This window comes from Thermoflexus hugenholtzii (genome assembly GCF_018771565.1).
Classification (GTDB): Bacteria; Chloroflexota; Anaerolineae; order Thermoflexales; family Thermoflexaceae; genus Thermoflexus; species Thermoflexus hugenholtzii_A.
Genome location: NZ_CP076326.1, coordinates 1,222,189 through 1,246,530 on the forward strand (window position 1 = coordinate 1,222,189; position 24,342 = coordinate 1,246,530).

At 67.3% G+C, this 24,342-nt stretch carries 22 protein-coding genes, 1 tRNA gene and 2 pseudogenes; 18 read left to right on the forward strand and 7 right to left on the reverse strand.

The genetic code is table 11. The features are described 5' to 3' along the window. Positions 1-236: 236 nt before the first annotated feature. The 3 genes and pseudogenes from KNN16_RS05530 (at position 237) to KNN16_RS05540 (ending at position 3,394) form a co-directional block, all read left to right on the forward strand. A pseudogene (locus KNN16_RS05530) lies at positions 237-759 on the forward strand (IS607 family transposase). Then, positions 750-2,074, forward strand: a pseudogene (locus KNN16_RS05535) (RNA-guided endonuclease InsQ/TnpB family protein). The pseudogenes KNN16_RS05530 and KNN16_RS05535 overlap by 10 nt, the downstream one beginning before the upstream one ends. A 33-nt stretch (positions 2,075-2,107) precedes the next feature. Further along, a complete protein-coding gene (locus KNN16_RS05540; RefSeq protein ID WP_303899732.1) occupies positions 2,108-3,394 on the forward strand; it encodes a (Fe-S)-binding protein in 1,287 nt (428 codons plus the stop codon). A gap of 19 nt (positions 3,395-3,413) precedes the next feature. Here KNN16_RS05540 and KNN16_RS05545 read toward each other — a convergent pair whose 3' ends face one another. Genes KNN16_RS05545 through KNN16_RS05560 form a run of 4 tightly spaced genes read right to left on the reverse strand, consistent with a single transcriptional unit; the run spans position 3,414 to position 7,876 of the window. Then, positions 3,414-4,157: a glycosyltransferase family 2 protein gene (locus tag KNN16_RS05545; protein ID WP_299288238.1), complete on the reverse strand. Its 744-nt coding sequence runs from the start codon at positions 4,155-4,157 to the stop codon at positions 3,414-3,416. Between the two features lie 7 nt (positions 4,158-4,164). Next, positions 4,165-5,187, reverse strand: a complete 1,023-nt coding sequence (locus KNN16_RS05550; RefSeq protein WP_303899735.1) for a glycosyltransferase family 2 protein — start codon at positions 5,185-5,187, stop codon at positions 4,165-4,167. After that, positions 5,121-6,662, reverse strand: coding sequence for a baseplate J/gp47 family protein (locus KNN16_RS05555; protein ID WP_303899738.1), 1,542 nt, complete (start codon positions 6,660-6,662; stop codon positions 5,121-5,123). The genes KNN16_RS05550 and KNN16_RS05555 overlap by 67 nt, the downstream gene beginning before the upstream one ends. A gap of 5 nt (positions 6,663-6,667) precedes the next feature. Next, positions 6,668-7,876, reverse strand: coding sequence for a hypothetical protein (locus KNN16_RS05560; RefSeq protein ID WP_299288228.1), 1,209 nt, complete (start codon positions 7,874-7,876; stop codon positions 6,668-6,670). A 133-nt stretch (positions 7,877-8,009) separates the two neighbouring features. On the opposite strand from KNN16_RS05560, the gene KNN16_RS05565 reads away from it, so the two are divergent. Beyond that, positions 8,010-8,091 (forward strand) — tRNA-Leu (locus tag KNN16_RS05565). Positions 8,092-8,155: 64 nt separating this feature from the next. On the opposite strand, the gene KNN16_RS05570 is transcribed toward KNN16_RS05565, so the two are convergent. Continuing rightward, positions 8,156-9,328, reverse strand: a complete 1,173-nt coding sequence (locus KNN16_RS05570; protein WP_303899742.1) for a glycosyltransferase — start codon at positions 9,326-9,328, stop codon at positions 8,156-8,158. A 324-nt stretch (positions 9,329-9,652) separates the two neighbouring features. Here KNN16_RS05570 and KNN16_RS05575 point away from each other — a divergent pair, with 324 nt between their 5' ends. From KNN16_RS05575 to KNN16_RS05620, 10 genes are all read left to right on the forward strand, one after another. Continuing rightward, positions 9,653-10,744, forward strand: a complete 1,092-nt coding sequence (locus KNN16_RS05575) for a DegT/DnrJ/EryC1/StrS aminotransferase family protein (protein WP_303899744.1) — start codon at positions 9,653-9,655, stop codon at positions 10,742-10,744. A gap of 1 nt (position 10,745) precedes the next feature. Then, the gene (locus tag KNN16_RS05580; protein WP_303899747.1) at positions 10,746-11,783 is read left to right on the forward strand and encodes a Gfo/Idh/MocA family protein; all 1,038 of its coding nucleotides are present in this window, start codon (positions 10,746-10,748) and stop codon (positions 11,781-11,783) included. Beyond that, on the forward strand, positions 11,780-12,943 hold the full coding sequence (wecB, locus tag KNN16_RS05585) for a non-hydrolyzing UDP-N-acetylglucosamine 2-epimerase (RefSeq protein ID WP_369685874.1): 1,164 nt from the start codon (positions 11,780-11,782) through the stop codon (positions 12,941-12,943). The genes KNN16_RS05580 and wecB overlap by 4 nt, the downstream gene beginning before the upstream one ends. 70 nt (positions 12,944-13,013) lie before the next feature. Beyond that, positions 13,014-14,627 (forward strand): thiamine pyrophosphate-binding protein, encoded by a 1,614-nt coding sequence (locus KNN16_RS05590; RefSeq protein WP_303899749.1) that lies wholly within the window; start codon positions 13,014-13,016, stop codon positions 14,625-14,627. After that, a complete protein-coding gene (locus tag KNN16_RS05595; protein ID WP_303899752.1) occupies positions 14,624-15,757 on the forward strand; it encodes a hypothetical protein in 1,134 nt (377 codons plus the stop codon). The genes KNN16_RS05590 and KNN16_RS05595 overlap by 4 nt, the downstream gene beginning before the upstream one ends. 47 nt (positions 15,758-15,804) lie before the next feature. Continuing rightward, positions 15,805-16,002, forward strand: coding sequence for a hypothetical protein (locus tag KNN16_RS05600; protein WP_303899755.1), 198 nt, complete (start codon positions 15,805-15,807; stop codon positions 16,000-16,002). A gap of 23 nt (positions 16,003-16,025) precedes the next feature. Then, complete coding sequence (locus tag KNN16_RS05605; RefSeq protein WP_303899758.1) at positions 16,026-16,808, forward strand: glycosyltransferase; 783 nt, start codon at positions 16,026-16,028, stop codon at positions 16,806-16,808. After that, positions 16,805-17,176, forward strand: a complete 372-nt coding sequence (locus tag KNN16_RS05610; protein WP_303899761.1) for an SMR family transporter — start codon at positions 16,805-16,807, stop codon at positions 17,174-17,176. Before KNN16_RS05605 ends, KNN16_RS05610 begins: the two co-directional genes overlap by 4 nt. Positions 17,177-17,210: 34 nt before the next feature. After that, complete coding sequence (locus tag KNN16_RS05615; RefSeq protein WP_303899763.1) at positions 17,211-18,527, forward strand: NAD(P)/FAD-dependent oxidoreductase; 1,317 nt, start codon at positions 17,211-17,213, stop codon at positions 18,525-18,527. Between the two features lie 45 nt (positions 18,528-18,572). After that, the gene (locus tag KNN16_RS05620; RefSeq protein ID WP_303899766.1) at positions 18,573-20,054 is read left to right on the forward strand and encodes a sugar transferase; all 1,482 of its coding nucleotides are present in this window, start codon (positions 18,573-18,575) and stop codon (positions 20,052-20,054) included. Between the two features lie 45 nt (positions 20,055-20,099). Here KNN16_RS05620 and KNN16_RS05625 read toward each other — a convergent pair whose 3' ends face one another. Both KNN16_RS05625 and KNN16_RS05630 read right to left on the reverse strand, forming a co-directional pair. Continuing rightward, complete coding sequence (locus KNN16_RS05625) at positions 20,100-20,651, reverse strand: DUF3782 domain-containing protein (protein ID WP_303899769.1); 552 nt, start codon at positions 20,649-20,651, stop codon at positions 20,100-20,102. Between the two features lie 72 nt (positions 20,652-20,723). Further along, positions 20,724-20,891 carry a hypothetical protein gene (locus KNN16_RS05630; protein ID WP_303899773.1) on the reverse strand — a complete coding sequence of 56 codons (168 nt, stop codon included), beginning with the start codon at positions 20,889-20,891 and terminating at the stop codon, positions 20,724-20,726. 250 nt (positions 20,892-21,141) lie between these two features. Between KNN16_RS05630 and KNN16_RS05635 the strand changes: the two genes are divergently transcribed. The 4 genes from KNN16_RS05635 to KNN16_RS05650 all read left to right on the forward strand — a co-directional run bounded on the left by KNN16_RS05635 (position 21,142) and on the right by KNN16_RS05650 (position 24,317). Next, positions 21,142-22,116 (forward strand): TIGR00269 family protein, encoded by a 975-nt coding sequence (locus KNN16_RS05635; protein ID WP_299285158.1) that lies wholly within the window; start codon positions 21,142-21,144, stop codon positions 22,114-22,116. A gap of 3 nt (positions 22,117-22,119) precedes the next feature. Next, positions 22,120-23,055 carry a cobalamin-binding protein gene (locus KNN16_RS05640; protein ID WP_299285155.1) on the forward strand — a complete coding sequence of 312 codons (936 nt, stop codon included), beginning with the start codon at positions 22,120-22,122 and terminating at the stop codon, positions 23,053-23,055. Between the two features lie 114 nt (positions 23,056-23,169). Then, positions 23,170-23,697 carry a hypothetical protein gene (locus KNN16_RS05645; RefSeq protein ID WP_303899777.1) on the forward strand — a complete coding sequence of 176 codons (528 nt, stop codon included), beginning with the start codon at positions 23,170-23,172 and terminating at the stop codon, positions 23,695-23,697. Further along, positions 23,694-24,317, forward strand: a complete 624-nt coding sequence (locus tag KNN16_RS05650) for an NUDIX hydrolase (protein ID WP_303899779.1) — start codon at positions 23,694-23,696, stop codon at positions 24,315-24,317. The genes KNN16_RS05645 and KNN16_RS05650 overlap by 4 nt, the downstream gene beginning before the upstream one ends. The last annotated feature ends 25 nt before the right edge of the window (positions 24,318-24,342 follow it).

The window sequence follows — 24,342 nt, forward strand, 5'->3', positions numbered from 1 at the left end:
TATTGGGACCCGCTACAGCCCACCTCGGCGGGCTTCCGATGGTGGCTTCGGGCCATTCGAGGGGCTTCCATTCGGGGTTGACCTGACCCCATTTGGGTGGGTGTCCGAACTTCTCTCTGAATGTCAGATGCTGGTGAGTTGAATGCCGGCCCTTGAGCTCCAGCGGGAGGGACCCATATGGCGGCGCAGGAGAGGGTGGACAACTGTTGGCAATTTTATTATCATTTATTTCGGCCATGAAACTCTCGGATTGGGCTCGTCAGCAGGGGATAAGCGATATCACCGCCTGGCGGTGGTTTCGGGCAGGAAAGCTTCCTGTCCCTGCCCGCCCATTGCCTGCTGGGACCATCTGGGTAGAAGCGCCTCACCCAGAAGGTATCACCGTGCTTTATGCCCGAGTGTCCTCCGCTGACCAGAAAGAGGATCTGGAACGGCAAGTTCAACGCCTTCAGGCCTTTGCCCAAGAACAAGGTTGGACAGAGGTTAAAGCGGCGACCGAAATCGGCTCCGGGCTGAACGGAAGTGGTTCGGATTGTCGTGGAGCATCGCGATCGGCTGGCCCGGTTCGGATTTGACTTGCTGGAAGCGGCTATGGCCGCTTCGGGGCGACATGTTGTTGTCATAGAGGATGGGAAAGTGGCAGACGACCTGGCGCAAGACGTCCTGGAAATCCTCACCTCGGCCTGCGGGCGATTGCACGGGCGTCGGTCGGCCCGGCGCCGGGCGAGGCAGGCGCTGGAGGCGATGGGATGCGGGTGAGACAGGCGTTCCGCTTCGAGCTGGACCCCAACCGGGAGGCCCGGATCGCCCTGGCGAAGCACGTGGGCGCCGCCCGCTTCGCCTACAACTGGGGCCTGACCCGCTGTTTGGAAGCCCAAGCGCGCGGCGAGCAGATCCCTCGGCGGTGGACCTCCACAAGGACTGGAACGAGTGGAAGCGGAAGCACGCCCCCTGGTGGGTGGAGGTGTCCAAATGCGCCCCCCAGGAGGCCTTCCGGGATCTGGAGCGGGCTGTCCGCAACTGGCGGGAGGGCCGGGCCGGCTTCCCCCGCTTCAAACGCAAGAAGGCTCTGGCGGACAACAAGGCCCGGCTGACCGGCTCCATCCGGGTCACTCCCCGGCACGTGCAGCTCCCTCGCATCGGCAAGGTCCGCACCAAGGAGCGGACGGACCAGCTCCTGGAGCTCCTTCAGTCCGGGAAGGCCCGCATCCTCTCGGCGACCATCTCCCGAGAGGCGGATCGCTGGTTTGTGAGCCTGACCTGTGAGGTGGAGCGCCCGGATCCCGAGCCCCGGGAGGTCCGGGGACCGGAGGATGTGGTGGGCATCGACGTGGGGCTGGAGGCTTTTGCCGTGCTGTCGGATGGAGCGCGGATGGAGGCCCCGAAGCCTCTGGAGAGGGCCTTGCGGCTTTTGAAGCGGCGTTCGAGGCAGCTCTCCCGCAAGCAGAAGCGGACGGTGGTGGAACAAGACCCGGAGACGGGGGAGGAGCGGAGGCGGACGGTTTTCTCTCGCAACTACGAGAAGGCCGTGTTGCGTCTGGCCCGGCTGCACCGCCGGGTTCGGAACATCCGCCGGGACTTCCTGCACAAGGTCGCCACGGAGCTGGCGAAAGCCAAGCCGGTTCTGGTGGTGGAGGACCTGAACGTGCGGGGCCTGGCGCGGAACGGGAGCCTTTCCCGGGCCATTCTGGATGCGGGGTGGGGGGCCTTCCGGCGGATGCTGGAGTATAAGTGCGCCTGGTATGGGGCCGTGCTCCTCATTGCGCCGCGGGACTTCCCGTCCACGAAGCGGTGCTCGCGCTGTGGCTGGGTCGGCCCTGCGCTCCCCCTTTCCCAGCGGGTGTTCCGGTGCGAGGCGTGTGGGCTGGAGGTGGACCGCGACCTCAACGCGGCCCTCAATCTGCGTAGTTATGGGTTGGCCGCCCTGAAAGGCCCTACCGGGAGTTCCCCGGGAAGTGACGCCTGTGGAGATCCCTCTGGCGGCGGAACGGCCCGTGAAGGCCGGCCTACGAGTCATGGGTCGATGAAGCAGGAAGCAGCCCGTCATGAGTTTCACCCCAGGCGGGTGAAATAAATGACGATGCGCTGCAGAACGGTCCGAGAGGGGATGGAGGTGCGGGGGTTCACGGCGGATCACCCGCCGGATTACGGGGAGATCCTCCGCTGCACCCACTGCGGGCTCTGCCTGAACCAGTGCCCGACCTTCCGGGTGCTGGGGTGGGAGCCGGATTCGCCCCGGGGGCGCATCTACCTGATGCGGGCGGTGGCGGAGGGCCGTCTGGAGATCAACCCGGACTTCCGGGAGCATATGGAGGTCTGCCTGGCCTGCCGCGCGTGCCAGACCGCCTGCCCCGCCACCCTGTCCTTCGGACGCCTGGTCGAAGCCGCCCGCTGGCAGGTCCTCCAGACGCTCCCGCTCTCACCCCCAGAGCGCCTGATCCGCGCCCTCGTCTTCGGGGGGATCCTTGCCCATCCGAGCCTCCTGGCCCTGCTCTCCCGCGGGCTGTGGCTTTACCAGGCCAGCGGGGTCCGCGCCCTGATCCGGCGGAACGGGCTGATCACCCGCCTGCCTCCCGCGCTGCGGAACATGGAGGAGATGCTCCCGGATCGCCTCCCCTCCCGCTTCCTTCCCACGGGAAGGCGCTATCCGGCGGTGGGGGAGCGGCGCGGACGAGTCGCCCTGCTGGCCGGATGTGTCATGCGCACCTTGCTGGCCCCCATCCAGGAGGCCACGGTCCGGGTCCTCACCCGTCAGGGATTCGAGGTGGTGATCCCGCGAGGCCAGGTTTGCTGTGGGGCGCTGCACGTGCACGCCGGAGAGCGACGGCGGGCCCAGGCGCTGGCCCGACGGAACCTGGCCGCTTTCACGCGCGAGGAGGTCGACGCCATCCTGGTCAACGCCGCGGGCTGCGGCGTGGCGATGAAGGAATATGGGGATCTTCTGAAGGATGATCCCCACTGGGCGGAGGCGGCGCGGACCTTCAGCGCGAAGGTTCGGGATGTGACGGAGTTCCTGGACGCCGTCGGACTGCGGCCGCCGCTGCGCCGCATCGCCGGGCGGGCCGTTTACCAGGACCCCTGTCATCTGGCCCACGGCCAGGGGACCCGCGCCCAGCCCCGGCGTTTGCTGCGGGCGGTGGGGTTGACCGTGCTGGAGCTCCCCGACGGGGATCTGTGCTGCGGCAGCGCGGGGATTTACAACATCACCCATCCGGAGATCGCCGACGCGCTGCTCGAAGAGAAAGTGACGCAAATCCGCCGGCTGAACCCCGAGCGAGTGGTGACCGCCAACGCGGGCTGCCTGCTTCAGCTGGCCATGGGCCTGCGCCGCAACGGTCTCTCCATCCCGGTCCAGCACGTGATAGAGGTCCTGGACGAGGCCACGGCCGGTTGAGACCGGGCCGACGTCCGGCTCATCCGTCGTCGACGCGCGCCGCATCCTGCAGCAGGCGATACGTCTCCCAGGTCGCCCGGGCCATCCACCACGCCAGGCGCAGCCCGTGCAGGCCGTCGATGTAGCCCCGCAGCCGGACGAACCGCCGCCAGAACTCCCGGACCATCATCGTCCACGGGGTGTAGGGTTTAGGGCGGACGCCGGCCTGGCGCAGGGCCTGAGCCTCCAGCCGGGCGTAGGCTCGTTGCTTCGCCCGGAACTCCGCCGGAGAGTCGTAGTTGTGATGGATCAGGGGGTTGCGGAGATAACCCGCCTCCCCCTGAAGGACCACGATCTCATGGACCGGGCGCTCATAGCGCGCGTAGCCCCGCCGGAGCACCCGCAGCTGATAATCCGGCCACCAGCCTCCTCCCCGCGTGAGCCGCCCGAAAAGATAATTCCGCCGGGGAACCCACCACCCCACATAACGGGGATCCCGGATGGCCTCCCGCACCTCCTCGCCGAGTTCCGGTGTGGCCCGCTCATCGGCATCCACGAAGAAGATCCAGTCCGCCTCCACCTGTTCCAGCGCCGCATTCCGTTGCGCCGCGTAGTTCTCAAACGGATGCTGGAGCACCTCCGCCCCGCAGGCCCGCGCGCGCGCCACCGTGTCGTCCTCGCTGAACGAGTCGAAGACGACGATGCGATCCGCCCAGCGCACGCTCTCGATGCACGCCTCGATGAAGGCCGATTCGTTCCGGGTGAGGATGACGACCGCCAGCATCCCCGCCTCACGGGAGCGAGGGGCTTCGCAAGGCTTCGCGAGCCATGCGCTGCACCGCCTCGTAAGCGGCGCGCAGCGCCGGCGCCTGAGGATCCGGCGATCGGGCGAGGGCCTGGGCCCGCCGCCCGGCCCCCCAGGCCAGCAGGTTGCAGGCCAATCGGAACTTCCACGCGGGATAGTGCCGACGATACAGCCGCAGCCGGCTGGCCCAGAGGGCCCGGACCATCTCCGGGCGCACCTGACGGGCGCTCGCGCCGCCTGCGTGCACGACCACCGCCGCGGGCACGCAGTAGCGCGCCCATCCCGCCCGGGCCATCCGCCAGCACCAGTCCACCTCTTCCGCATAGATCCAGTATCCCTCATCGAGCAACCCCACGGAGCGGATGGCCTCCCCGCGCACCAGCATGGCCGCCCCCAGAGGATGGCCGATGGGGAAAGGCTCCCCCCGCGCATACCAGGAGCGGGGATAACGGCCGTTCAGCCGGCTCTCCAGCAGCCGCGGGTGAAGGGGGAAGAGATCGAGGAACAGCTGGGCCAGCCCCGGGAACTCAAAGGCGCTGTGCTGGAAGCCGCCATCGGGATGGATCAGCCGGGGCCCGCAAACCCCTGCCCGGGGCGTCTGCTCCATAAAACGCACCAGCACCGCAGGAGCCTCCCCCTGGACTTCGGTGTCAGGGTTCAGCAACCAGACGTAGCGCGGAGCTCCCGGATCTTCGGGGAAACCCATGGCGCGCAACGCCTGATTGTTGGCGGCCGCGAACCCCCGGTTGACGTCGTTGGCGATGAGCTCCACGGAGGGGAAGGCGCGACGGATGGCCTCCACGGTCCCGTCGGTTGAGGCGTTATCCACCACCCAGATCCGAGCGGGGAGGCCGGAGCGATCCAGGGCGGCCTCCAGGGCGTGCAGGGCCCGCAAGGCCCACTCCCGGACGTTCCAGGTCACCATCACAACGGCCAGCAGGGTCACGGCTGGATGCGCACTCGGATCCGGGATTCGAGGAGCGGAAGCCACGGCCAGCCGGGGGGCCATATCCGGATCTCCGGCGGCCGGGCGAGGGGAAGGGCCTGCAACCGTTGGAGCGCGCCGCCCGGAGAGCGCCCCCGCAGCGCGTGGCGGATCTGCGGGATCGACAGGCGCGGGACCGCGCGGCCCTGGGCCTCAAAGGTGAGGAGAATGCGCGGGGTTCCCTCGGGGCCCGTTTCCACCTTCGCCTGCAGCTGATCGCAACCGGAGAACGTGAACCCCTCCGCCGCCAGCTCGGAGTCGGGAGGAACACGGCGGCTGAGGGCGATCAGCGCCATCGCCCCCACGTCGCTCTGGATCACCTTGTAGCCGGTCACCTGAGCCCGGATCTCCCCTCGCAGGCTGTCCGCTTGCTCTCCGATCAGGCGATCGTAGCTCTCCAACAGCACCCGCACCTGAAGCGTAGAGGGGAGAACGCAATCTTGCGGATCCAGGCCGGCCCGCATCTGCGCGTAGCCCTGTTGCCGAAGCTGGTCCAGAAGGGTCTCCCGCACGCGTTTCTGGTCCTCCGCGGTGACCACGGGCACCGTCTCCATTTTCCCCCCTGAGAGCGGCTCCGGATTGCTCACCCGCAGGGCGAAGGCCAGCGGCCCTTCTACCAGATTGATCTGGTTCGGCCCCACGTTGCCCACCGGCCCCGGCTCCAGGGCCCGCACCCGAGCTTCCGCGGTCGCGCCGAACCCGGCCGGCACCGTCACCGACGGGCTGATCACGAAACGGACCGCAATGCCCCCGCTGGCCGCCCGAACGATGGTCCCCGCCGGGACTTCCACCGGCTGGTTCAGCTGGTTGACGAGGACGACCCTTCCTTCCGCGTAACCGGCCGGTTTCTCCTGACGGCCCGTAGCCTGGATCTCCGCCCGACCCTCTACGACGACGGCAACCGGATAGGCGGGGATCGCCCCACGGGCGAGATCTCGGGCGGAGAGGCGGGGATCTGCCTCCAGGGTGCCGGTGACCCCGATGGCCTGGGCCTGGGGGTGCAGGGTGATCTCCGCCGAAGGGATCAGGAAGACCGCCATCGTCAGGAGGGCGAGCAACCCCAGCGCCCCCACCGCCCGGCTGAGGGAGAGGGCCCAGCGGGGAAGAGGGCGCCGTTTCGATTCCGCCCAGTTTCGCAGGGGCTCCGTAAGGCCCCGGATCGGCGGAGCAGGCTCCACATCCTCCGGACCCGCCCATGGCGCTCGCAGGGCGGCCTCGCGATGGGGAAAGGCGGGGATCCCCAGCTCCCGGGCGGTTTCCCGTCCCTCCCGGGAGGGCGTGACCAGGGCGATGGACTTCCCGAGCCCCTCGGCGAGATGCTGGAGGCGACGCAGAAGCACCGGGCCCATGGCCGGATGCTCCTCCGGGACCTCCAGGACCACCCGCGGGGCGGCTGCGAGGGCGATGCGGAACCGGAGGGAAGCCCAGTCATCATCCGGCCAAACGGTCAGGAACTCCACCCCCTCCCCGGGTTCGCGAGGCGGCGATTCGAGATCCATCTCCCTCATCCGTTCCGACACAGCCGTGCGATCTCCTCAATGGCATCGTTCACGGAAGGAACCATGCGATCCGCGTAGGCCTCCAGGACCTCCGCCTTTGGGCCGGGGTGGGGAGCGACCCCAAAGACGGTGAGCCGGATCGACATGCCCAGCTCATACAGGCGACGGACCATCCGGAAGACCCCCTGAATCCCCTTCACCGAATCCTCCACCAGCACCACGTGCCAGGGAAGTTTGGCCCATTTCACCAGAGGCCCCATCAGGGCATTGAAGATCAGCGTTTCGTAAGCGGCCTCCAGCGCGGGGATCTCCTCGATCCCATCCGAAGAGGCGACGGCCACGGCGAAGGCGGCCAGGCTGTGGAGGAGATGGGGTTTGGTGGGATTCTCCTCCAGCCCGACCCGCTCGACCAGCCAGAACAGACGCCCGAGGCCGACCGGCCGCCAGTCCTCCAGCCCCACCAATCGCGCTGCCAGCTCCGCCTCCGGTGAGTAAACCGGGAGCGGCGGCGCCAGCTCCCCGTCAGGCGGTTGAGAGGGACGGGAGGTATAGAACGCAGGGGCCAGACGGCCTTCATACCAGAGGTCCAGCAAGGCACAGGCACCCTCCCGAGTCAGCAACGGCTGATCCCGCTCCAGAAGCCCTTGAGGGACCTCCACCGGTGCCGGACGGCCATAGGTCTCCGCGTAGGTCCGGCTTCCCACCATCCAGGCCTGGAAAACGGCGGTCGTGGGACATGAGAGCCGATGGGTGTCCGCCAGCAGATCGAGCAGCAACGTCTCCAGGGCCTCCGAGCGGGGCAATGAGGGCAGCGCCTCCCGCCGCCAGAGGCGAAGGGCCGCCTGGGAGGGCCGTTCCCCGGGTTGAGCGGCCTCACCGGCCCGCCGAACCCAGGTCACATAATCCGGGCGGATCTGTCCGCTGTCCAGGGCGCGATCCGCCAGGCGGACCATCGCCTCCTCGAAATCCGGGACGATCCACTGCCCATCCAGGCGGGCCGCCTCCAGCAGGAGGCCTGCCAGGCAGATGGCCGTGGAATCCCACTCGCTGGTCACCCCGGAGGCCTCGAACCATTCGATATCCATCTCGGTCGGAAGCGGGATCTCCCATCCCAGACGTCGGGCGAAGGTGCCCAGGGTCGCCGGGATCCCCTGCTTGTAGCCCACGGGGAGCACCAGCACATCATCGATGTCCAGCAACAGCGCGACGGGCATGGACCTGCCTCAGGGTGCGAATTCCGGAGGGATTCTATCCCGGAAGACGGATGGATCACAAGGGGAGCAGGGGAGCCCACCTCGGGCGATCCCATTCCGGCGATCAGGCTATAATTGAAAGGGGTTGCGGAACGGGCCGGTGGCGGAACTGGCAGACGCGCGTGGCTTAGGACCACGTGGGGCAACCCGTGGGGGTTCGAGTCCCCCCCGGCCCATCATGGCATCACGCGAATGACTCGTGGAGCGCCTCGGAGAGGGGCGATCCGGTGGGTCGTCCTTTCAGCCTCCTGTATACACAGCCTCCAGGCGTTCCGCCAGGGCTTCCCAGCGATGATGAGCTTCTACATAGGCTCGCCCGGCAGCCCCCAGGGCCGCTCGCTCCCCCGGGCTGTCCAGCAACCGCAACACGGCGGCTGCGAAAGCTTCCCCGCCTTCCGCGATCACCAGATCCCGTCCAGGGACCGCGCTTAAGCCTCCCTGAACGGGCGGTGTGGCGACGACCGGCGTGCCCATCGCCAGCGCCTCCAGCACCTTGTTCTGGATCCCCACCGCATACCGCAAGGGGCACACGGCCAGCGTGGCCCGGGCCAGATACGGCCGGAGATCCGGAACCGTCCCTACGATCTCCACCCGGGGATCGCGAGCCGCCCGACGCAGCCACGCTGGGGGGTTCCGGCCGACGATCTGCACGCGGACCTCCGGGCGATGGGCCCAGATCCGTGGCATGATGTCGCGGATCAGATCCAGGGCCGCCGCAAGGTTGGCGTGATAGCTCATCTTCCCCGTGAAGATCAGCGTGGCCGGATCCCGGGGGACCGCCTGAGGGCGGAAGAACTCCAGGTCCACCCCGTTCGGAATGACCGCCAGGGAGGCCCGGCCATCCGGGGCCAGGGCACGCAACGCCGCCGCGTCCTCGGGGGAGGAGATCAGGATGCGGGGGAACCGCGATAGCCATCCCGCCTCGAACCGCCGCGTCCGTTCCAGCTCCAGACGGGCCAGATAACGGACCCGGGCGGTGGGAGCCAGGGCTTGCGCCTGAGCGAACAGGCGGGTGATGCTGTCCACCGCGTCGAAGACCAGACGCTCGGGAGGGACCTCTTGGGCGAAGAGCGCCCCGCGCAGATGCTCCACATGGATCACCTCCCAGCCCTCCCGAAGGCTCTGACGCAGGGCCTCCCGCAGGCCCGGATGATCCGCGTAACCGGCCTGCAACGGCTCCCCCCGCGCCCAGGCTCGCACGGCATTCCAGAGCGTGCGCCCTCGGGAGAGCGGGAAACCGCGCACATCGACCCCGAGCGATTTCAAGGCCTCCGACGCCGCCTCGCGATCCTCCGGAGGCTGAACCGCCAGCACCCGGATCCGATGACCTCGCCGGGCCAGGGCTTGCACGAACCCAAAGGGCCGGATCCGAATCGGCGAAGGCGGATACGGGAGCACCATCAGGATGCGCATCCTGCTCTTTCCTCCCGCTCACCTGTCATCGGAACTTTTATACAGCCGTCCGGTTAGAATCCCAGCACAAACGGGTTAGAAACACGCGCCAAGCTCCCAAACCGAGGCTTGGGCCAATCCCCGGGATATAAGGGCGTCGCCCGTTGCCGAAGGCTTACCGCCTTCTAACCCCCTCGATACAGCCTCCCAACCCCCCGCTTTTACAGTGAGGCCAGGGCGAAGGGCACGCCTTCGGCGCCCCATTCTTGTTCACGGGAGCGATCGATCGTGATGAATGAAACCGTTCCGCAGGTGCGTGGGATCCCGGTTCCCTCGAGGGTTGCCATGAAAATCCCGATGGCGCGTCCGCTGATCGACGAGGAAACCCGCCAGGCCGTCCTGGAGGTGCTGGAATCGGGGCGCTTGGCCCAGGGCCCCCGCGTGCTGGAGTTCGAGGAACGCTTCGCGGAGTGGAACGAGGTGCCTTTCGCCATCGCCGTGTCCAGCGGGACCGCGGCGTTGCTCCTCGCGCTGATGGCCCTCGGGGTCGGCCCGGGCGATGAGGTGATCACCACGCCCCTCACCTTCGCCGCCACCGCCAACGTGGTCCTGTTCGTAGGAGCCCGCCCGGTGTTCGCCGACATCGACCCGATGACGCTGAACCTGGATCCCGAGGCGGTGGAGCGACGGATCACCGCCCGCACCCGGGCCATCCTTCTGGTCCATCTGTATGGCAACCCGTGCGAAATGGAAGCGTTTCAGGAGCTGGCGGAGCGTTACGGCCTGGCCCTGATTGAGGATGCCGCCCATGCGCCCGGCGCGCTGTATCAGGGAAAGCCGGTGGGATCCTTCGGCATCGGATGCTTCTCGTTCTATGCCACCAAGAACATAACCACCGGGGAAGGCGGCATGATCACCACCGGCGATCCCCGCCTGGCCCGCCGTCTGCGGATGCTGCGGGATCACGGCCAATCCGCCAAATACGTCCACGAGATCCTCGGATTGAACTTCCGCATGACGGAGCTCCAGGCGGCCATCGGGATCGGCCAGCTGATCCATATCGACAGCTGGAACGCCCGACGTCGGGCTCTCGCCGCCATTTACGATGCTCGCCTTCGAGGGGTCGACAAGCTGGCCATCACCCCCCGGAGCACTCCCGTTTATCATCTCTACACCATCCGTGTCCCGGCCGGGCTCCGGGATGTGCTCCGCCAGCGCCTGGAGGAGGCCGGGATCGAGACCGGCGTCCATTACCCGATCCCCCTCTATCGTCAGCCGCTTTATCAGCGTCTGGGCTACAACGACTCCCTCCCGGTCGCGGAGCGCGCCACGCAGGAGGTGCTCTCCCTTCCCATCCATCCCGCCCTCCGCGAGGAGGAGATCCTGTATGTCATTGAGACCGTGAACACGTTGATGGACGAGCTGACAGGAGGTTGAGATGAAACCGGTGCGTGTGGGGGTGGTCGGAGTGGGCTCCATGGGGGAGCGGCACTGCCGGGTGCTGGGATCCCTGCGTGGGGTGGAACTGGTGGGCGTTTATGACCGCTGTGGTGAGCGGGCGCTGGAGGTCGCTGCCCGCTATGAGACCCGGGCGTTCGCCCGCCTGGAGGATCTGGCCGCCGCGGTGGAGGCTGCCACCATCGCCACCCCCACGCCCACCCATGCGGAGATCGCCCTGGAGCTGATCGAACGAGATGTGGCGGTCATGATCGAGAAACCCATGGCCACCTCCACCATCGAGGCCATGGCCATCTGCGAAGCCGCCCGCCGCCGTTGCGTCCCGGTCCAGGTCGGCCACATCGAGCGCTTCAACCCCGTCTACACCGAGCTTAAGGCCATCCTGGGCGCGATGCGACTGATCAGCCTGACCTTCCGGCGTCTGAGCCCCTACGCGGTCAGCAACCACGACGCCGATGTGATCCTGGATCTCATGGTCCACGACCTGGATTTGGCCATCGATCTGATCGGCGCCCCGCCGGCCCGCATCTACCCGGTGGGACGCCAGGTGTTCTCCGAAGCGGTGGACTACGCCATCCTGACCATGGAGTTCCCGGACGGGGAGCTGGCCACCCTCTTCGCCTCCCGGGTGACCGAGCAGAAAGTCCGCGCCATTGAGATCACCGCGGCCGAGGCTTACATCGAAGCCGATCTCCTGAACAAGGGGATCACGGTTTACCGCTACACGATCCCGATCTACACCAACGACAACCAGCCGGTGAAATACCGCCAGGAAGGGTGGATGGAACGGATCGGGATCCCCATGGCGGAGCCCCTGGCTCTGGAGCTCCAGCACTTCGTAGACTGCGTGCGAACCGGGAAGACGCCTCAGGTCTCCGCGCAGGATGGCCTGCGGGTCATCCAGCTGGCGGAACGGATCCGAACGCTTCTGTATCAGGGAGCGGCCGTGGCGCTCCGCTTTCCATCCCTCGCCGCCCCCGTCGGGGCGAATCCCCAGCTTTCGGAGGTCGAACGTTGAAGATCGTGTCCGTGGTGGGAGCCCGCCCCGAGTTCATCCAGGCCGCGCCGGTCAGCCGGGCCTTGCGGCAAGAACACCATGAGGTGCTGGTCCACACCGGCCAGCACTATGACGACCGCATGTCCCGCATCTTCTTCGAGGACCTGGATCTGCCACAGCCGGATTACAACCTGGGGGTGGGCTCCGGGCCTCACGGCCGCCAGACCGGCGAGATGATGGCCCGCCTGGAGGAGGTCCTGTTCCGGGAACAGCCGGACCTGGTCATCGTGCGGGGGGACACCAACTCCACCCTGGCCGGGGCTCTGGCGGCAGCGAAGCTGCACATCCCGCTGGCCCACATCGAGGCCGGCGAGCGCAGCTTCAACAAACGGATGCCGGAAGAGATCAACCGGCTGGTGGCCGACCGCCTGGCTGATCTCCACTTCTGCATCACCCGACGCGCGGTGCAGCATCTGGCCCGGGAGGGGATCACCGAAGGGGTTTTCTTCGTCGGGGATGTGATGCTGGATGCAGTGCGGATCTACCTGCCCCGCGCGCTGGAACGAGCGCCCGCCCTGCTGGAGCAGCTCGACCTTTCGCCCGGCGGATACTTGCTGGTCACCGTCCACCGGGCCGGCAACACCGACTCCCCTCACCGTCTCGCCGGGATCCTCTCCGCCCTGAACGCCATCCCGGAGCCCATCCTGTTCCCGGTTCATCCCCGAACCCGTCAGGCCCTGGAGCGCTATGGCCTGCAAGCAGCGGATCATGTCCGTCTGATCGAGCCGGTGGGCTACCTGGACATGCTCGCCCTGGAGGTCCACGCCCGGATGATCCTCACGGACTCCGGCGGGGTCCAGCGGGAGGCGTATTTCCTCGGCATCCCCTGCCTCACCCTGCGGGAGGAGACCGAGCTGATGGAGACCGTGGAAGTGGGATGGAACCTCCTGGTTGGGACGGATCCCCGCCGCATCGTAGAGGCATGGCGGTCCTTCCGGCCCCGCGGCCCCCGTCCGCCGCTGTTCGGGGATGGCCACGCAGCGGAGCGGATCGCCGCGGTGCTCCGCCAGAGCCCTCCGCGCTTCGGCCAGCACTACCGCCGGCCGGATCAAATACGGCTGCGGCCGCTCGAGGAACGAGAACTTTCCCTGATCCCTTCCCCGGGTTGGGGATCCGGCTGAAGCGCCCCAGGGATCCAGGGATGGCCAGGGACATCGTGGAAAGGTTCCCAAGCAGGGAAAGGAGTCAGCCATGAACGGAGCCGCGCTTCTGGTGGAAAGCCTGCAGCAACAGGGCGTCTCGGTGATCTTCGGTCTGCCGGGCGATGAAGTCGCGTTCTTCGAGGCGCTCCGGGGCAGCCCCATCCGGTTCATCACCGTGCGCCATGAACAGGCTGCCGCCTTCATGGCGGATGCCTACGGCCGGCTGACCGGGCGCCCAGGGGTCTGTTTCTCCACCCTGGGGCCTGGGGCCACCAACCTGGCCACCGGCCTGGCCAACGCCTTGCTGGACCGCTCCCCCGTGGTGGCCCTTTCCGATCAGGTCCCCACGGACCAGATGCGACCTGGAGTTCATCAGTATATCGACCTTGTGTCCATGTTCGGGCCGATCACCAAATGGAGCGCTGTGATCCGCGACCCGGAGCTCATCCCCCCCACCCTGGAATACGCCTTCCGGGTTGCCCGGGCGGAACGGCCCGGACCGGTGCACCTCACCCTTCCGGTGAACGTGCTGGAGCGGGAGTGCTTCCTGTTCCAACTGGGCAGCGAGCTTCCGGAGCGTCCGCTCTCCCGGGGCGGTCGCCCGGACCCCCGGGCGCTGCAACAGATGGCCGCGTGGCTTCGCGAGGCCCGGGCCCCGGTCCTGCTCGTGGGCAATCTCCCTCTGCGCGCAGGGTTTCTGGAGGCCCTGCGCCGTTTCATCGAAGCCTACCAGATCCCAACCCTGACCACTTATATGGGCAAGGGAGCCCTGCCCGAGGACCATCCCCTCTGTCTGGGGGTGATCAGCCGTCACGCCCGGGGGGAGCTCGTGGGCCTGTTCACTGCATGTGATCTCATCCTCACCATCGGCTACGACGAGGTGGAGGGTGTCAAGCCCAGCCTGTGGATGGTCGGGAACCACAAGCGCGTGGTCTGCATGGACAGCGTGATGGAGGGGGAGAGCCCGCTGCTCTCCGCCGACCTCACCCTCGCCGGGGATGTGGCGGCGATCCTGGAAGAGCTGACGGCCCTCGCCCCGGCCGACCGCCAGCCCTGGCTGGAGGTGACCGCCGTGCGGGAAGCGATGCAACGGCCCCTGCAACGGCCGCTGGCGGAAACCGCGCCGCTCTCCCCTGCTGCGATCACCCGGACGCTGTCCCGTATGCTTCCGGATCGCGGTGTGATCACCGTGGACGTCGGGCTCAACAAGTATGCCATGGGCCTGACCTATCGCATCCGGGGAAGCCAGCGGATCCTCTTCTCCAACGGGCTTTCCGCGATGGGGTTCGCGCTCCCCGCCGCCCTGGGCGCTCGCCTGGCCTGCCCCGAGGAGCCCATCGTGGCGGTCAGCGGCGACGGCGGGTTCCTGATGAACGTCCAGGAGCTGGAAACCAGCGCCCGCCACGGGCTCCCGGTGATCGCCCTGGTGCTGCGGGACAACGCCCTGGGGTTGATCCACCGGATGCAGATGGCGCGCTTCGGAGATGCCGTGGGCACCACGCTGGGGAACCCGGACCTGCCGACCCTGGCCGCCGCCTTTGGTGCGAGGGGCATCACCGTGGACAGCGTGGACATCCTGGCGGACGTCCTGATCGAAGCCCTCTCCTCCCACCAGACATGGGTAGTCGACGTTCCAACTTCCTATGAGGGATGGCTCCAATGAAGAAACGTCCGAAGCGCATCCTGTTGCTGGGCGCAGGGGGACCACCGGGGATCAACGTGATCCGCTCCTGGCGGGAAGCCCCTGAGCCCTTTTACATCGTGGGAACCGATATGAACCCCTTCCATCTGGAATGGGTGCCCGCCGACCGGGTCTATCTGGTCCCACCGGTCGATCACCCGGATTACCTGGATGCGATCGCGGAGATCGTCGAGCGCGAGGAGATCGACCTGATCCACGCCCAGCCCGACGTGGAGGTCCGCGCCCTCTCGGAGAACCGAGAGCGGTTCCCGGCCCGCGTGTTCCTTCCGCGGAAGGAGACCGTCCGGCTGCTGCAGGACAAACAGGCTTCGGCGGAGCGCTGGCGTCAGGCCGGGATCCACACGTTCCCCACGGTGCCGGTGGAAACCCCGGAGGATCTGGAGCGGGCGGTGGAGATCATCGGGCTCCCCCTCTGGTTGCGCGCCCGAGAGGGGGCAGGGGCGCGGGGCGCCACCCTGGTGGAGCGCATCGAGACCGGCATCCACTGGATCGCCTACTGGCGATCCCGGGGCGTGCGCTGGGAGTTCATCGCCCAGCCCTACTTCTCCGGCCGGGAGTTCGCCTGGCAATCCCTCTGGAAGGACGGGCGGCTCATCGTCTCCCAGGGACGACAGCGGATCGAATACATCTACCCCCACCTGGCGCCCTCCGGCCGCACGGGGACCAGCGCGGTGACGGTGACCGTGCATGACGAGCGGGTCAACGAGGTCGCCACGCGATGTGTGCTGGCGGTGGATCCGCAGGCGACCGGCGTCTTCAGCGTGGACCTGATGGAAGACGAGCGGGGCAACCTGTTCCCCACCGAGATCAACGCCGGCCGCTTCTTCACCACCACGTATTTCTACACGCGGGCGGGTTGCAACATGCCCTACTACATGATCCGGCTGGCCTTCGACGAGCCCATCCCGGAGCTCCCCCCCTATAACGCCCTGCCGGCCGGCCTTTACTGGATCCGCCACATCGACTGCCCCGCCGTCCTGGTCCCCCACGGCGCCCTGCGCGTGCAACGGGAGCCCGGCCTGACCCGATGCGACGGCGCAGGTTTCCTTCAGGCCATCGAGGCGATGTGGCGCGCCCCCGCATCGCGATGAGCGGATGGGATGCGGGAGGAAGACCCTCTCGGAAGGAGCGAAACACGATGGAGCGTGCAGAGGTTGAGAGACACTTACAGGCGTTGCGGATGGAGATCGCCCATCTGATCCGGAACGGGGAAGATGAGGAAGGGCTCCGTCTTCGCGCGCTGCTGGCGGAGCTGGAGCGCTGGGAGGCGATCCGGTTGAACGGCGGCGCTGCCCCTCGCGGGATCCGGAGCCCGTTGTCCGAACAGACCCCCTGAGACCGGCACGGGAGGGATGCACCTTGCCTGGCGAGATCCGATATACCCTGATCATCCCCTGCTACAACGAGGCGGAGACCATCCCCCACCTCCGGGAGGCCCTCCGGCCGGTGATCGAGCAGCTGAAGGGCGACGGCGGGGTGGAGGTGCTCTTCGTGGACGACGGGAGCACCGATGGCACCGGGGATCTCCTGCGAGCGATCTTCGCGGGCTGGCCCTTCGTGCGGATCCTGAGCCATCCCCACAACCGGGGCCTGGGGGCTGCCTTGCGGACCGGATTCCAGGCGGCCCGGGGGGAGATCGTGATCACGACCGACAGCGATGGGACCTATCCCTTCGAAGAGATCCTCACGCTGCTGCGGCATCTACGGGAGAACGTGGATCTGGTGACCGCCTCGCCGTATGCCCCCGGCGGAGGGATCGAGGGCGTGCCCCCCTGGCGCCAGCTGTTCAGCTTCGGCGCTTCGTTCCTCTACCGGATGATCCTGCGCTCTCCGGTGCGCACCTACACCGCCCTCTTCCGCGCCTACCGCCGCCGCGTCCTGGAGGCGATCTCCATTGAGACAGACGGCTATGTTGCGGTGGCGGAGATCATGGCCAAGGCCATCCGACGGGGGTTCCGCGTGGCGGAATATCCGACCACCCTGCGGGTTCGCCGCTTCGGGCGTTCGAAAATGAAGATCCTGCGCACCATCCTGGCCCACCTCCGCTTGATGGCCCGCCTGGTCCTCCCGGTGAGGACTGCGCCCTCCCTTCCCACCGGTCCTCTCCAGATGGCGGACAAAGAATCCGGAGGTCTTCGATGAGGGGAGCGCTGGGATATCTGCTGGTCAGCATTGTGTGCGCCGTCATCGGTCAGCTCCTGCTGAAACAGGGCATGCGGGAGATGGGGCCCGTGACCCTGAGCCCGTCCGGGCTCCCGGCGCTGATCCTCCGCCTGGCCACCAACCCCTGGGTGGTGGTGGGGATGAGCCTGTATCTGGGAGGAAGCCTGTTCTGGCTGACCGCGCTGTCGCGGATCGAGCTGAGCCTGGCTTACCCTTTCGCAGGGCTCAACTACGTGCTGATCGTCATCGCCTCGTATCTGCTGTTCGGGGAATCCCTGAACCCCATGCGAGTGATCGGCGTGCTGCTCATCGCCCTGGGGGTCAGCCTGGTGGCGCGCAGCGCGTGAGGGCGATCTTCAGATAACCCGGCCCGGAGGGAAAATGCGCATCGCGGTGATCGGAGGCGGGATCGTGGGAGTGAGCCTGGCCTACTTCCTGAGCCGGGCCGGGCATCGGGTGGTCCTGTATGAAGCCAGCGACCAGCCCGGCGGCCTGGCCGGGACCATCCGGCTGGGCGATGTGGAGGTGGATCGCTTTTATCACACGATCCTCTCCAGCGACACCCATATGCAGGCGCTGGCAGCGGAGCTCGGGATCGCCGACCGGCTGCGGTTCCGCCCCACCGGATCCGCTTTCTTCCACGAGGGCCGGCTCTATCCGATGACGACCCTGCGGGATTTCATGGCTTTCCCTCTCCTGCGGACGGCGGATCGGATCCGCCTGGGGCTGACGATCCTCGCGGCCTACCTTCACCGGGATTGGCGCCGTCTGGAGGAGATCAGCGTGGAGGAGTGGCTGGTCCGCTGGGGCGGCCGGCGGGCGTTTCACCATCTCTGGCGGCCGATGCTGCGCGCCAAGTTCGACGGGCGCTTTGAGGATCTCCCCGCCACCTACATCTGGGCCCGCCTGATCCGCACCCGCTCCACCCGCCGGGGGGTCTCCCAGTGGGAGATGGCCGGCTACCTGGTCGGCGGCCACATGACCATGATCCGGGCGATGATCCGGGCGATCGAGGCCGCCGGCGGAGAGATCCGCCTTCGAACCCCCGTGCGGGAAGTGCGGGTGGAGGAGAACCGAGTCCGTGGCGTCCGGATCGATGGGGTGGTGGAGCCTTTCGAGGCCGCCGCGATCACGCTACATCCTCCCCTCGTCCCTCCCCTCCTCCCGGACGTTCAGGGATCGTGGGTGGAAGATCTGCGCGCCTGGCGCTACCTGGGGGTGATCTGCGTGCTCCTGGCCCTGGACCGCCCCCTGACGGATTACTGGACGGTTTACATCACTGATGAGTCCGTGCCCTTCACAGGGGTGATCGAAACCACGCATTACATCGATCCGGGGGATGTAGGGGGCCATCACCTGGTCTACCTGCCCAAGTATGTGGCCTGGGATTCCCCGTGGCTGCAGCGGAGCGACTCCGAGATCCTGGAGGCATGGCTGGAGCATCTCCAACGAATGTTCCCCTCGTTCCATCCGAGCTGGGTGCGCCACGCCCGGGTCCATCGGGAACGCTACGTGGAGCCCCTCTTCCACCGGGGCCAGTGGCGGCGGATCCCCCCTCTCGTCACCCCGGTGGAGGGGCTCTTCCTGGTCAACCTGACCCAGATCTACCCGGCTCTGACCAACGGGGAATCCCTCACCCGACACGCACGCCGCTCGGCCGAGGAGATCACGCGACATCTGGAGGGGGGATCCCTGTAAGCGGCTCTGCCCGGAAATCGAGAATGAGACAAGGGGAGCTTGAGGATGCGTCCGGATGTCTTGCCTTCCGAACTGATCCGCGTGAGATCGTGGGAAGAAGCCCGGGAGCTGGAATGGATGGGGCTGCGGGCCGGCCTGGTCCTGGCTGACAGCTTCGCCCTGCTGCTGGCCTTCTTCTGCTCCTACTGGATCCGCTTTGAGACCCGGCTGCCCATCTTCTATCAGCCAGAGAGCCCGCCGGTTCGGTATTACGGCCTGCTGATGGCTGCCCTGATCCCTGTGTGGCTGCTGATCTTCGCCGCTCACCGCCTTTACGCGCCCGATCATCTTTTCCATGGAACATCGGAATACATGCGGGTGATCCAGGCGGCCAGCGTGGGGATGATGGCGGCCATCGTCGCCAGCTTTATGGAGCCCGCCCTGGTGATCGCGCGGGGCTGGCTGCTGCTTTCCTGGATCCTCTCCATCGCCCTGGTGGGATGGGAACGTTTTCTGGCCCGGCGGGTTGTCTACGCCCTGCGGGCTCGAGGCCGGCTCCAGGTCCCCGCGCTGATCATCGGAGCGGACGAAGAGGGGCGCATGGTCGCCGAGCAGCTTCGATCGTCCCCGATCTCCGGGATGAACCTGATCGGCGTCCTCGATCCCCACCTCCCACGCGGGAAGGAGGTGCTGCCCGGCCTGCCGGTGCTGGGCACACCGGCGGATCTCCCCCGTCTCGTGGAGCAGCTGGGGATCCGGGAGGTCATTGTCTCCGCCAGCGCGCTACCCCGGGAGGCGCTGGTGGAGCTGTTCCGCACCTTCGCCTTCCATCCCCAGGTCAACCTGCGCCTTTCCTCGGGCCTCTATGAGCTCCTGGCTACGGGAACCGAGGTGCGGGAGGTGATGGGCGTTCCCTTGCTCTACTGGCGACGGCTCCGGCTCTCACCCCTGGAACAGATCCTGAAAGCGGTGATGGACTACACCCTGGCCGCTGGGGCGTTGATCCTCCTCGCTCCCCTGATGCTCCTGATCGCCCTGGCCATCCGGCTGGATTCCCCCGGCCCGGTGTTCTATCGGCGGCGCGTGGTGGGGCTGGGCGGGAAGCTCTTCGACGCCTTTAAGTTCCGCACCATGGTGGTGAACGCGGAAGCCCTCCTGGAGCAGAACCCGGAGTTAAAGGAAGCTTTCCGGCAAAACTACAAGCTGCGGGACGATCCGCGGGTGACGCGGGTGGGGCGGATCCTGCGCCGATGGAGCCTGGATGAGCTGCCCCAGCTCTTCAACGTGCTGCGGGGGGAGATGAGCCTGGTGGGCCCCCGGATGCTGACGCCGGAGGAGATCTCCCGCTATGGGCGCTGGGCGCTGAACCTGCTGACCGTCAAGCCCGGTATCACCGGGCTGTGGCAGGTGTCGGGACGGGCGGATTTGCCTTACAGCGAGCGGGTGCGCCTGGACCTCTTCTACATCCGCAACTACAGCCTGTGGCTGGATCTGGCCATCCTGGCCCAGACCATCCCGGCTGTGATCCGGAAACGGGGGGCCTATTGAGCGGGTCTGTCGAACGAGGCCCCTTCGGTTTCAGGACGGCGTCCGTCATTCCGATGTTTCGGGCAAAGATGGGGATGCCCCCGGCGCCGAAGGGATGCGGGGGGCGACGACCTCCCCGCGCCGGGCCTCATAGAGCCCCACCCCCAGCTTCTGCGCCATCGCCTCCGCCCCCGCATAGATCGCCAACCCGAAGACCGCCGGGATCACCGGCTCCGGGAACCCCTCCCGCAGCAACCAGCTCCGGAACGCGGCATCCTGGATCCGCTCCAGCACCTGCTCGAACGGGTGAGGACCCCACACCCGCCCCTTCACCCTCACAACCCATGTCATCCAGCGGCCCTCTGTCTCCTCTATCTCCAGAACCAGATCCACTTCTCCTTCGAGCGGCACCATTGCGATTCGCTGCACCTGGAGGCCTTTCGAAGCCAGGAACCGGGGCATCAGATCCGCGGCCATGTTCTCATGATCCAGCCCCCAGCGCTGCTCCATACGGATCACGCTTCGCCGCAGCTCCCGTATCTCATCCCTGAGCTCCGCGATCTGGCGGCTGTTCTCCCGAACCTGTTGAGGAAATGCCGCGGTTGGCCCCTCTGCCATCTTTGCTTGCTCCCTCCACGCGGCAACCCGCTGGCTATTCTCTTGAATTGCCTCCGAATGCGGCGGAACTCCTTATGGGATCTCCAGGCGCTCCACGCGCTCCGGGAGGGCGAGGAGCTCATCGATGAGCAGCTTGCGGCGCACCTCCTCCCGAAACGCCGGATCCCGATCCAGGAGCTCCAAAAACTTCATGCGAAACTCAGGATCTCGAAGCAACGCTTCGATCATCTGAGGGGTCATCCTCTGCTCTCCGAATCTTCCACCGCACTGCTTTCAGCAGGCAGAATAACGCCAGTGCTTCCGATTGTCGATAGATGTCAACGCTTGTTGTCGCAATCCAAACCGCTCGCCTCCCCGCTGATCCTTGAACTGCAAACCCTCCGCCGGACGTCCGGGGATGGGACGAGACAGCGAGATGTTCGACAAAAAGACCTGTCCTGTTTAGAATGGCGCTGGACTCCTGACAGGGCATGAGGAGGGATCTGCGTCCATGGCGATCCGGTGTCGGAAGTGCGGCCGCGAGGCGGCCATCATGATGCGCCAGCATCGGCTGGCCCTCTGCGAGGAACATTACCTGGATTGGTTCGTGGAACAGACCGAGCGCACCATCCGGATGTTCCGGATGTTCGACCGCTCGGAGCGCGTGCTGGTGGCGGTCTCAGGGGGCAAGGACTCCCTGAGCCTGTGGGATGTGCTGCTGCGCCTGGGCTACCAGGCCGACGGCCTTTACATCGGCCTGGGCATCGACGGCGGCATCCGCTACTCCGATCAATCCTATGAGAAGTGCCGCCGCTTTGTGACCGAGCGCTGGCCCGGCGCCCGCCTGATCGTGGTGGATGTGAAAGAGGTCTACGGGGAGACCATCCCGGAGGTCGCCGCCCGGACCCTGCGCGGCCGGGACAAGCCGTGCGCGGTCTGCGGGCTGATCAAGCGCTACATCATGAACCGCGTAGCCTACGACGGGGGCTACGCCGCCCTGGCCACCGGCCACAACCTGGACGATGAGGTGGCGGTGTTGTTCGGCAACGTGATGAACTGGCAGGTCGGCTACCTGGCCCGCCAGGGCCCGGTGCTGCCCGCCTCCCGCCCCGGCTTCGCCCGCAAGGTGAAACCGTTCTGCCGCTTCTACGAGCGGGAGACCGCCGCCTACGCGCTGCTGCGGGGCATCGACTACATCTACGACGAATGCCCCTACGCCGAGGGCTCCACGAGCATCGCCTACAAAGAGTGGCTGGCGAAGCTGGAGGAGGAGCGCCCCGGCACGAAGCTCCGCTTCTACCTGGGCTTCCTCAAGGCCCGGGAGGAGGGGCAGATCCGCTTCGCGACCGACGAGGCGGAGCTGCACGCCTGTGAGAAGTGCGGGCAGCCGACCTCCGCGCCCGGGATCTGCGCCTTCTGCCGGCTCTGGGAAAAGCGGCGGCCCGCCCGCGCCGTCGCCGCCCCCGTCCTGTCCACGGAGGGCTGAAGGATGCGCATCGTCTCCCTGCTTCCCGGAGCCACCGAGCTGGTCTGCGCCCTGGGGCTGGCGGAGCACCTGGTCGGGGTCTCCCACGAATGCGATTTTCCCCCGGAGGTGGTGGCCGGTCTTCCCCGCCTCACCCGCAGCACGCTGCCGGAGGGGCTGTCCGACCCTGCCGCCATCGACGCGGCGGTCCGGGAGAAGGCCCGGCGGGGCGAGCCCCTCTACGTCATCGATGAAGCCCAGCTGGCCGCGCTGGAGCCCGACCTGATCCTCACCCAGGCCCTGTGTGAAGTCTGCGCCGTCCCCATGGGCCAGGCTCTCCGGGCCTCCGGTCGGCTCCGCCGGCCGCCCCGGGTGATCGCCGTCAACACCTACCGCCTGACGGATCTGTTTGCGTGCCTGCAACAGATCGCCGAGGCCGCCGGGGTGCCCGAGCGCGCGGAGGATCTCCTCCGGGCGTGGCGGCGCCGGCTGGCCCGCGTGGCGGACGCCGTGGCCGGCGCCCCCCGACCGCGCCTTCTGCTCCTCGAATGGCTGGATCCTCCCTTCTGTTGCGGCCACTGGGTCCCCGAGATGGTGGAGATCGCCGGGGGGCAGGAGGTCCTGGGGCGCCCGGGGGAGCCCTCCCGCCGCATCCGATGGGAGGAAGTCCTCGCGGCCGCGCCGGACGTCATCGGCCTGATCCCATGCGGGTATCGCCTGGCCGACGCGGTTGAATCCTATCCCCTCCTCACCCGCCTGTCCTTCTGGCCGCAGATCCCGGCGGTGCGCAACGGGCAGGTCTATGCCCTCGAGGCCTCGGCCTACTTCAGCCGCCCGGGCCCTCGCACCATCGATGGGATCGAGCTCCTAACTGCCCTCCTCCATCCGGATCGCTTTCACACGCCGCTTCGGGAGCGGGCCGTGCAGCCGCTGGAGACCGCCGGGGTCTTCCCGGGATGAGCCGTCGGGCCGCCCCCTCTTCCCGCGCAACGATACGGCCCAGGCTTGCCGGATGGATCCGCATGAGGAAAATTTCCCCTGGATCCTTCCCGCTGCGAGTGAGGAGATCGCCGGATGGAAGAGCCCCGGACGCCGCGCCTGCGGGATCCGCTGATCGTGCTCGCCGCCCTCGCCATGGCCTTGATCTGGGGGGTTAACGCGATGACCAACCGGGATCCCCTCTGGTTCTGGCCCTGGTTGAACGCCCAGGCTGCCGAGATCCGGATCACCACAGGCGGCCGCGAGGTGGTGTTCGTCCCCGGAACCCCGGGATACGACCGGTTGAACGCCGCCCTGAACCGGGCGCTCTCGGGCTTCAATCTCGAAGGGTATGAGCCCCAAATCGGCCTCTCCGAAGCCACCCTGGCCGAGTATCGCCACGGACCACAGTCTCTGGTCCTTTGGGTTCGCTATGACCCGCCGGTTCAGATCCACACCGCCTTTTTCTTCCCCCGCACCGACCTGCTGATCATTCCGCTGCAGGGGCCCCACGCCGAGCTACGGCCCGTGTTCGGGGCCCTGCACGGCGTGATCCGCCTGGGCGCCCTGCGGCTACGGGATCGCCGGATGCTGGAGGAAGCCGTTCGGGAGGTGCTCCCGTGAACCGACCCCTGATCGCTCCGTCCGAGCTGGAGACGCTGACCGCCCGCTTCGGCCCTCAGCCCCATCACCACGCCGAGGTGATCGGCGACGGCTGGTGGGATGAAGTGCGTCGCAACCTGGATCGGCGACGCGGGGAGGTGCTCCTGGTGATCCAGCGCCCGGGAGGCGAGATCCTGGTCCACACCAAAGCGTTCTACCCTCCGGAAGCCTATCGCCTCCCCACCGGTGGCATCGGCTGGGGGGAGACCGCCTGGGAGGCGCTGCATCGGGAGATGGCCGAGGAGACCGGCCTGCCGGTGCAGGCCGCCGAATGGTGGGGGCTCATCACCTACACCCTGTATCCCTCCGCAGACCGCCGGGACCTGGGGACGCCCTTCGTCTCTTTTGTGTTCTACGTTCGCACGGAGGGGGAGCCCCGACCCGCCGACCTCGGGGAGCAGATCGCCGCCTTCCGCTGGGTCCCACCGGAAACCCTCCCTGAGATCGCGCGGCGCCTGGAATCCCTGGACCTGCCGTGGCGCGGCTGGGGAGTCTTCCGGGCGGTGGGCCATCGCTTTGTGTGGGAACATCACCGGGAACGCCTGACATCCGCCCGCGCGAACCCTTCGCAAAAAGGATGACGCTTGAAATCCCTTTCAGGAGACC

Bases quoted from the DNA above. Each gene is read 5' to 3' on its own strand.
- KNN16_RS05600 (WP_303899755.1), top strand. From the start codon at position 15,805: ATGGAGCGTGCAGAGGTTGAGAGACACTTACAGGCGTTGCGGATGGAG.
- KNN16_RS05620 (WP_303899766.1), top strand. From the start codon at position 18,573: ATGCGTCCGGATGTCTTGCCTTCCGAACTGATCCGCGTGAGATCGTGG.
- KNN16_RS05610 (WP_303899761.1), top strand. From the start codon at position 16,805: ATGAGGGGAGCGCTGGGATATCTGCTGGTCAGCATTGTGTGCGCCGTC.
- KNN16_RS05575 (WP_303899744.1), top strand. From the start codon at position 9,653: ATGAAAATCCCGATGGCGCGTCCGCTGATCGACGAGGAAACCCGCCAG.
- KNN16_RS05550 (WP_303899735.1), bottom strand. From the start codon at position 5,187: ATGGCCCCCCGGCTGGCCGTGGCTTCCGCTCCTCGAATCCCGGATCCG.
- KNN16_RS05595 (WP_303899752.1), top strand. From the start codon at position 14,624: ATGAAGAAACGTCCGAAGCGCATCCTGTTGCTGGGCGCAGGGGGACCA.
- KNN16_RS05580 (WP_303899747.1), top strand. From the start codon at position 10,746: ATGAAACCGGTGCGTGTGGGGGTGGTCGGAGTGGGCTCCATGGGGGAG.
- KNN16_RS05555 (WP_303899738.1), bottom strand. From the start codon at position 6,662: ATGGATCTCGAATCGCCGCCTCGCGAACCCGGGGAGGGGGTGGAGTTC.
- KNN16_RS05560 (WP_299288228.1), bottom strand. From the start codon at position 7,876: ATGCCCGTCGCGCTGTTGCTGGACATCGATGATGTGCTGGTGCTCCCC.
- KNN16_RS05590 (WP_303899749.1), top strand. From the start codon at position 13,014: ATGAACGGAGCCGCGCTTCTGGTGGAAAGCCTGCAGCAACAGGGCGTC.
- KNN16_RS05645 (WP_303899777.1), top strand. From the start codon at position 23,170: ATGGAAGAGCCCCGGACGCCGCGCCTGCGGGATCCGCTGATCGTGCTC.
- KNN16_RS05640 (WP_299285155.1), top strand. From the start codon at position 22,120: ATGCGCATCGTCTCCCTGCTTCCCGGAGCCACCGAGCTGGTCTGCGCC.
- KNN16_RS05635 (WP_299285158.1), top strand. From the start codon at position 21,142: ATGGCGATCCGGTGTCGGAAGTGCGGCCGCGAGGCGGCCATCATGATG.
- KNN16_RS05630 (WP_303899773.1), bottom strand. From the start codon at position 20,891: ATGACCCCTCAGATGATCGAAGCGTTGCTTCGAGATCCTGAGTTTCGC.
- KNN16_RS05545 (WP_299288238.1), bottom strand. From the start codon at position 4,157: ATGCTGGCGGTCGTCATCCTCACCCGGAACGAATCGGCCTTCATCGAG.
- KNN16_RS05570 (WP_303899742.1), bottom strand. From the start codon at position 9,328: ATGCGCATCCTGATGGTGCTCCCGTATCCGCCTTCGCCGATTCGGATC.
- KNN16_RS05625 (WP_303899769.1), bottom strand. From the start codon at position 20,651: ATGGCAGAGGGGCCAACCGCGGCATTTCCTCAACAGGTTCGGGAGAAC.
- KNN16_RS05615 (WP_303899763.1), top strand. From the start codon at position 17,211: ATGCGCATCGCGGTGATCGGAGGCGGGATCGTGGGAGTGAGCCTGGCC.
- KNN16_RS05540 (WP_303899732.1), top strand. From the start codon at position 2,108: ATGGAGGTGCGGGGGTTCACGGCGGATCACCCGCCGGATTACGGGGAG.